General features: G+C 67.7%; 6 protein-coding genes and 1 pseudogene. 4 read left to right on the forward strand and 3 right to left on the reverse strand.

The features are described 5' to 3' along the window. Positions 1-895 (reverse strand): annotated as a pseudogene (gene recF, locus ACLPJJ_RS11180) (DNA replication/repair protein RecF); the annotation flags it as partial. Positions 896-964: 69 nt separating this feature from the next. Then, entirely contained in the window at positions 965-2,089 is a 1,125-nt protein-coding gene (dnaN, locus tag ACLPJJ_RS11185; protein WP_443591056.1) for a DNA polymerase III subunit beta, read from the reverse strand. A 176-nt stretch (positions 2,090-2,265) separates the two neighbouring features. Between dnaN and ACLPJJ_RS11190 the strand changes: the two genes are divergently transcribed. Further along, positions 2,266-2,652 carry a flagellar biosynthesis repressor FlbT gene (locus ACLPJJ_RS11190; protein ID WP_443591057.1) on the forward strand — a complete coding sequence of 129 codons (387 nt, stop codon included), beginning with the start codon at positions 2,266-2,268 and terminating at the stop codon, positions 2,650-2,652. Here ACLPJJ_RS11190 and ACLPJJ_RS11195 read toward each other — a convergent pair. Beyond that, positions 2,649-3,203: a TIGR00730 family Rossman fold protein gene (locus tag ACLPJJ_RS11195; RefSeq protein ID WP_443591058.1), complete on the reverse strand. Its 555-nt coding sequence runs from the start codon at positions 3,201-3,203 to the stop codon at positions 2,649-2,651. The two genes, ACLPJJ_RS11190 and ACLPJJ_RS11195, sit on opposite strands and share 4 nt — an antisense overlap. A gap of 53 nt (positions 3,204-3,256) precedes the next feature. Here ACLPJJ_RS11195 and ACLPJJ_RS11200 point away from each other — a divergent pair, with 53 nt between their 5' ends. From ACLPJJ_RS11200 to ACLPJJ_RS11210, 3 genes are all read left to right on the forward strand, one after another. Continuing rightward, the gene (locus ACLPJJ_RS11200) at positions 3,257-4,213 is read left to right on the forward strand and encodes an Ig-like domain-containing protein (protein ID WP_443591059.1); all 957 of its coding nucleotides are present in this window, start codon (positions 3,257-3,259) and stop codon (positions 4,211-4,213) included. A gap of 3 nt (positions 4,214-4,216) precedes the next feature. Beyond that, positions 4,217-4,894: a phosphatidylserine decarboxylase gene (locus ACLPJJ_RS11205; protein WP_443591060.1), complete on the forward strand. Its 678-nt coding sequence runs from the start codon at positions 4,217-4,219 to the stop codon at positions 4,892-4,894. 65 nt (positions 4,895-4,959) lie between these two features. Continuing rightward, on the forward strand, positions 4,960-5,119 hold a 160-nt coding region (locus tag ACLPJJ_RS11210), incomplete at its 3' end, for a CDP-alcohol phosphatidyltransferase family protein (protein ID WP_443591061.1).

Genomic DNA, 5,119 nt, shown 5'->3' on the forward strand with positions numbered 1-5,119 from the left:
AGTCCAGATGCACCAGCGGCTCGTCGAGCAGCAGCAGCGGCGGGGTGCCGCGCGCGGCGGCGATGAGTGCTGCATGGCCGAGCACGATGCCGATGAGCATGGCCTTCTGCTGCCCGGTGGAGGAAAATGCTGCGGGGCGGCCGGAGGCGGCGTCGCTGATCAGGAAATCGGTGCGCTGCGGGCCGATGGTGGCACCGCGCGCGGCGGTGTCCTGCAAGCGGGCATTGGCATAGGCGGCGCGCAGCGCGTCTTCCACTTCCAGCGCCGGGGTGCTGGCGAGGCGCGTGGCGATGGCGCAGTCGAGCGCGAGGGCCACGCGGGGGAACGGGTCCGCAGCCCCAGCGGCGATGCTGGCGTTGAGCCGGTTGACGAGCGCCATGCGCGCGGCGGTGGCGGCAACGGCGTGGCGGGCCATGGAGTCTTCGAGCCCCGTGAGCCAGGCCGGGTCCGGGTTTTCCGCCAGCAGCCGGTTGCGCTGGGCGGAGGCGGATTCAAACGCCGCGATCTCGCGCGCATGGCCGGTTTCCAGGGCCACCACCAGACGGTCGAGGAATTTTCGCCGGCCGGAGGCGGTGTCGGTGAACAGCCGGTCCATCTGCGGGGTGAGCCAAACGGCGGAAAGCTGCTCCGCCACCTCGGCCTGGGAGCGCGGCTTTACCCCATTCAGGCGGAATTCCCGGCGTTCGGGCGCGCCGTCCGCCATCGCCGTGCCGATCTCCACGCCGTTGGTAAAGTGCGCCGCCACCGCCCAGCTTCCCGACGCATCTGGCCCACGGCGCGCCAGTTCGGAGAATTTCGCCCCGCGCAGGCCCCGTCCGGGCACGAGCAGAGAGAGCGCTTCCAGCAGGTTCGTCTTGCCTGTGCCGTTGGGGCCGGCAAACACATTAAGCCGCGCTGCGGGTTCAAACCGTAGCGCGGCGTAAGAGCGGAAATCCGTGAGTGTGAGGCGTGAGACCTGCGTGGGTTACACCCGCATCGGCATCAGCACGTAAATGGCCGATGCATCGTCCTGGTCACGCACCAGGGTCGGGGCGGCGCCATCGGCGAAGAAGAACTCCACCTTGCCCTTGATCTGGTCGGTCACGTCCGAAAGGTAACGGGCCTGGAAGCCAATCTCCAGCGGGCCGGACTGGTAGTCCACCAGATCGCCGCCCAGTTCCTCGGAGGCCGAACCCTGCTCGGCGGAGGCGGCGGAGATGACCAGCAGGTCCTTGGCCAAAGAGAGCTTCACCGGGCGGTGCTTCTCGGCGCTGATGGCCGAGACGCGGCCCACCGCGTCGTTGAAATCCTTCTTGTCCACGCGCAGGATCTTGTCGTTCCCGCGGGGGATCACCCGGTCGTAATCGGGGAAGGTGCCGTCGATCAGCTTGCTGGTCAGGCGCATGTTGCCTATGCTGAACTGGATGCGCGTCTCGGACAGCGCGACCTCGACCTCGCCGGTGGCTTCATCAAGCAGCTTGCGCAGCTCGGTCACCGTCTTGCGGGGGATGATGATGCCCGGCATGCCGGCGGCACCGGAGGGCAGGGGTTCTTCCACACGGGCGAGGCGGTGGCCGTCCGTCGCCACGGCGCGCAGCACCGGGCCGTTCTCGCCCTCGGCCGCGTGCAGGAAGATGCCGTTCAGGTAATAGCGGGTTTCCTCGGTGGAGATGGCGAAGCGCGTGCGGTCGATCAGCCCGCGCAGTTCCTGCGCCGAGACCACGAAATTATGCGTGAGCTTGCCGGCGTCGAGCTTGGGGAACTCATCGACAGAGAGGGCGACGAGGCTGGTGGCGTAGCGCCCGGCGCGCAGGGCCAGCTGCGCGTCTCCGCCCGGATGGTCGAGCTCGATGACCGCATTGTCCGGCTGGCGGCGGACGATTTCGTACAGCGTGGAGGCAGGCACGGTGATGGCGCCGTTGCGCGAGGTTTCAGCCGCCACTTCCTCGACGAGCGAGATTTCCAGGTCGGTTGCAGCGATGGTCAGATGGCCGTCCCGCACCGCCAGCAGCACGTTGGCGAGGATGGGGATGGTGTTCCGCTTCTCCACCACGTTCTGCACATGGGCCAGAGATTTCATCAACGTGGCTCGATCGGCCTTGAACTTCATGATACCCTTCCAGACACAAAACGAATTCTTGGCGTTATTGACCGATTCGTCACCTACCGTAGCAAGGGGCGCCGCTCTAGGGAAGGTGCCGGTCTGGCGGACGCTGGCCGCATATTCACCTGATGTTAAGCGGCACCGTGCGAAAATCCGGGTCTTGGCACCCGGCGGATGAGCGCATGACGGCATTGGTACTGGAACTCAAGCGGGGCGAATCGATGATCCTCAACGGGGCGGTGATTCGCTTCAAGACACGCACGCGGCTCGAGCTGAGCACGCCGGCGCGGTTTCTCTTCGGCCGGCAGATCATGTGCGCGGAAGAGGCTACCACCCCGGCGCGCAAGGCCTATTACGCGCTGCAAAATGCCTATGTCGGCGCCGAGGCCGAGCGCCCGGCGGCGTTTGAGGCGGCGCGGGCGCTGGTCGGCGATTTGCGTGATTCGGCAGAGGGCGCGGCGCGGGCGGAGTGGGAGACGCTGCTCTCCCGCTTGGTCGAGGATGCCGGGTTCGAGGCGTTGAAGCTGGTGCGGGGGATGATCCGCGCCGAGGATTTCGCGGCGAATTAGCTCCCCCGCAATTCCTCCAGCCGGGCGAGCACGGCCTGCACGTCCGGCGCCACCTCGAACAGGTCGCGCACGCTCTCGCGCGCGAAGCCGCGGGCGATGGTTTGCTCGATCATGGTCACGAAGGGCTGCGCCCAGCCGAGGATGTCCACCAGGATAATTGGCTTGTCGTGCTGGCCGAGCTGCTTCCAGGTCAGAATCTCGAAGGTCTCGTCGAAGGTGCCCAAGCCGCCGGGCATGACGACGAAGGCATTGGCCAGGGCGAAGAGCCGGCGCTTGCGGGTGTGCATCGAGTCGGTGACGATCAGTTCGGAGAGGCCGTGGAACTCCACTTCTCGCTTGCGCAGGAAATCCGGGATGATGCCGGTGACGTGCGAGCCCGCTTCCATCGCAGCACCTGCGGTAACGCCCATCAGCCCCACATTGCCGCCGCCGAACACCAGGTTCATGCCGCGCTGGCCAAGCCCCGCGCCCAAAGCGTGCGCGGCCTGGCCATAGGCCGGGTCGGCGCCGGGAGAGGAGCCGCAAAACACGGTGACGGAAAAACTGCCCATAAAGCTCTGCCTCGCTTCCAGTTCTGCGTCGTTCGTGGCAGGCTAGGGGCGATATGGCAAGCAAGGATCAAGCCCCGCGGAGGGGCAGCAAAACACGGATCATCGCGGTCGCCGTGCTCAGCGCGCTGGCGCTGCTGAATATCGGCATGCTGGTGATGCTGCGCCATGGCGGGCAGCCCCCGGCGCCGCCGCCGCCCGCGGCCCCGGCACCCGCCCCAGCGGTGAGCATGATCGCCCCGCCGCAATTCGACGTCGTGCGCGTGGACACTGAGGGCAACACCGTGATCGCCGGGCGCGCCGCCCCAGGCGCGGTGGTGACGGTGAAGGACAACAACAGCGTGATCGGCACGGTAGCGGCCGATGCCCAGGGGGCCTTCGTGCTGGCGCCGCAGACGCCGCTCGCCCCCGGCACGCATGAGATCACCCTCTCCGAGGTGCCGCCCGGCGGTGCCGAGGTGGCGGGTAACCAGACCGCCGTTGTGAGCGTGCCGGGCAATGGCGGGCAGGTGCTTACCGTGCTCTCCGGCCCGAATGGCAGCACCGTGCTCACCGGCCAGGGGCCGCAGGCCGGGCAGCTCGGCCTGGGCGCGGTGGATTACGACACCAATGGCCACGCCATCTTCTCCGGCACCGCCCCGGCGGGCGCCACGGTGGATCTGCGCCTGAGCAACCAGGAAATCGGCCAGGCCAAGGCCGACGCGCAGGGGCGCTGGCATATCTCGGCCGCCGTGCCGGCCAGCCCGGGCATGCTGAGCCTGGGCGCCACCACCGCCACGGGGCAAATTCTGCCGCCCGTGACCGCGCCCTTCGCGCCCGAGACGCTGGCCGCCGCCCTGGCCGATGGGCATGTCGTCATCGCCCCCGGTGATTGCCTGTGGCTGATCGCCCGGCACGTCTATGGCCATGGCACCATGTACACGTTGATCTACGCGGCCAATGCCGGCAAAATCCACAATCCGAACCTGATTTTCCCGGGCCAGAGCTTCGTCCTGCCCCAACCCAAGAGTTGAACAATGGATATTATTGAAAGCGTGCAGTCGGTGCTGAGCCCGCCGCACAAGGCCGGTTACCCGTTCATTCTCGGCGGCGTCGTCGCGGCGCTGCTGGGGCTGCTGTTCTGGCACCCGCTGGCCTGGGCGGGGGTGCTGTTCACCCTGTTCTGCCTGTACTTCTTCCGCGACCCCGAGCGCGTGCTGCCGCCCCGGGCCGACGTGTTCGTCGCCCCGGCCGATGGCCGCGTGGTGAGCATCGAGGAAGCGGTGCCCCCCGCCGAGCTCGGCCTGGGCGATGCCAAGCGCATGCGCGTGGCTACCTTCCTCTCGGTGCTGGACGTGCATGTGAACCGCTCCCCCATCGCCGCCACGGTGGAGAAGATCGCCTATCATCCGGGGCTGTTCGTGAACGCCGCGGCGGACAAGGCGAGCGACGACAACGAGCGCAACTCGCTGCTGCTGCGTCTGGCCAATGGCCAGCAGGCGGTGGTGGTGCAGATCGCCGGGCTGATCGCGCGGCGCATCCTGTGCGAAGTGCATGAGGGCCAGAGCCTCACGGCCGGCCAGCGCTTCGGCATCATCCGCTTCGGCAGCCGTACCGACCTGTATTTGCCCGAGGGCTGCACCCCGCTGGTGGCAGTCGGCCAGCGCATGATCGGCGGCGAGACGGTAATCGCCGAGCTGCCCGCCGCGCCATGATTCCACCGCGCCGCCGCCGCCGGCTGCCCCGCCGGCAGCGTTTTTCAGGCCTGAGCTTCAACCGCATGCTGCCTAACCTGATGACGCTGCTCGGGCTGTGCATCGGGCTCTCGGCCATCCGGCTTGGCATGGATGCCCGGTACGGCGCGGCCGTGATCGCCATTGCCGTGTCGATGGTGATCGATGGGCTGGATGGGCGGTTGGCGCGCATGCTTAAGGCGACCT

Source organism: Acidocella sp., from assembly GCF_052326845.1.
Lineage (GTDB): Bacteria > Pseudomonadota > Alphaproteobacteria > Acetobacterales > Acetobacteraceae > Acidocella.